The following is a 1,729-nucleotide window of genomic DNA, read 5'->3' as shown; positions in this document are numbered from 1 at the left end:
AAAAAAGGCTGATCGCTCTGGAAACAAAAGTAGCTCAGGAAGGGCTTGTGTTAACAGAAAGCCAGCTACAGGCTTTAGAGAAAGCGAAAGCAGCGCGAGAGGCACAAGGTGAAATTGAGACCCAGCATCCTGGTTACTTATGCGCACAAGATACATATTATGTTGGTCATATTAAAGGGATTGGGAAAATATACCAACAAACGTTTATTGATACCTATTCAAGACTGGCGTTTGCTAAAGTATATACGGAGAAAAACAGTTTAGTTGCTGCGGATATGCTCAATGATAAAGTGATACCATTTTTTGATAATGAGCAGGTAGCGCTTTTACGAATTCTGACGGATAGAGGAAGTGAGTATAACGGTCATAAAGAGCGTCATGCATACGAACTGTATCTGAATTTGGAGGATATAGAGCATACGAAAACAAAAGCTTACAGTCCGCAAACGAATGGTATATGTGAGCGGTTCCATAAGACGATGAAGACCGAGTGTTATGATATTATGTTTAGACGTAAAATATATACAGAACTGAAAGAGATACAACAAGATATTGAGCTTTAGCTAGAGTTTTACAATCGGGAAAGAGCACATTCAGGGAAATACTGTTATGGTAAGACACCTTGGCAAACTTGGGTAGAGACAAAAGGACTGGCTAAAGAAAAGCACCTAGAGAATTTATTTTACTCATCAGACAGTCATTGTGTTAGAACGAATGCCGATGAGTAGGTGGTGTCTGTCAGATTAAGTTTAAGCTAGTACACATAAATAAGAGAATCAGATGATCCGACATGCAATTTTTTAATGTGTAGACTGTTAATAATATCCATTAACTCTATTTGAAATATGGGTTTCCATTCTTCATTCATTATTAGCAACCTATCTTAGCATTATATCTTTGTACATTACGGCCAATATCACGGAGCTCTCTTGATCTACCATTAGCTAAATTACGCAAAGTTCCTGTTTCTGTTTTGGCATGAGCTAAAACAGAACGTACACCTTCATTGGCTTTATTTAAAATATCATTTCTAAATTTCATATCATTTTCAAAGCGTTCTTTTGCTAGTATGATGGCTTTTGTTACTTTTAGACTACCTCTCTCATTTGGAATTGCATTAGTAAAGGTTATACCGCCTTTGTGATCGGGTCTTACTGATAATTCAACACTTCCAGGAGCATAAAAATGCAAGCCTTTTTGGACAATATCATTATAGCCAGGTGAATGGATCTGCCATGTACTATAACTCCATCCAAGTGGATCAATCCAAGTCAACCCATTCGGCGCATACTGATACAGATTAAAGCCACCCAGCAGCCCAATCGGGTCTGGCTGAGTAAATCTACCTATATCCGGATCATAATACCTGAAAGTATTGTAATGTAAGCCAGTTTCTCTGTCTAAATATTGTCCCTGATATCTGAGGTTTTGCTCTACTGATTCGTGTTCGATTTCATGAATCCGCTTACCTTAAAGTTGATAGCTGCATTCCCAGACGATTTCGTCGTTTTCGTTAGTCAGCTCTTTTAGTGTGCCCTAACTGCATATTTCTAATTGTTTATACAATAATGAAGATGTACTTCATATTCATCATCATTAATAACCAGTATCCTTTCAGGTTCTAAAAACAATAATGATAAATCAAAAGTTTGATTGTATCTAAATATACTATTTAAAAAATCATCTAAATTATTAATATTTAAATGAATAGCAATTTTTTCTTCAAATA

At 36.2% G+C, this 1,729-nt stretch carries 1 protein-coding gene and 1 pseudogene; one reads left to right on the top strand and one right to left on the bottom strand.

The genetic code is table 11. The annotated features are described in order from the left end of the window. A pseudogene (locus BGI33_RS07545) lies at positions 1–728 on the top strand (integrase core domain-containing protein); the annotation flags it as partial. 142 nt (positions 729–870) lie between these two features. Here BGI33_RS07545 and BGI33_RS13160 read toward each other — a convergent pair. After that, positions 871–1,452, bottom strand: a complete 582-nt coding sequence (locus BGI33_RS13160; RefSeq protein ID WP_257379280.1) for an RHS repeat-associated core domain-containing protein — start codon at positions 1,450–1,452, stop codon at positions 871–873. Positions 1,453–1,729 lie beyond the last annotated feature (277 nt).

It is taken from the genome of Snodgrassella alvi (assembly GCF_002777425.1).
Classification (GTDB): domain Bacteria; phylum Pseudomonadota; class Gammaproteobacteria; order Burkholderiales; family Neisseriaceae; genus Snodgrassella; species Snodgrassella alvi_B.
The sequence above is the reverse complement of the archived record's forward strand: the minus strand, read 5'-3'. Positions and strand labels throughout refer to the sequence as shown.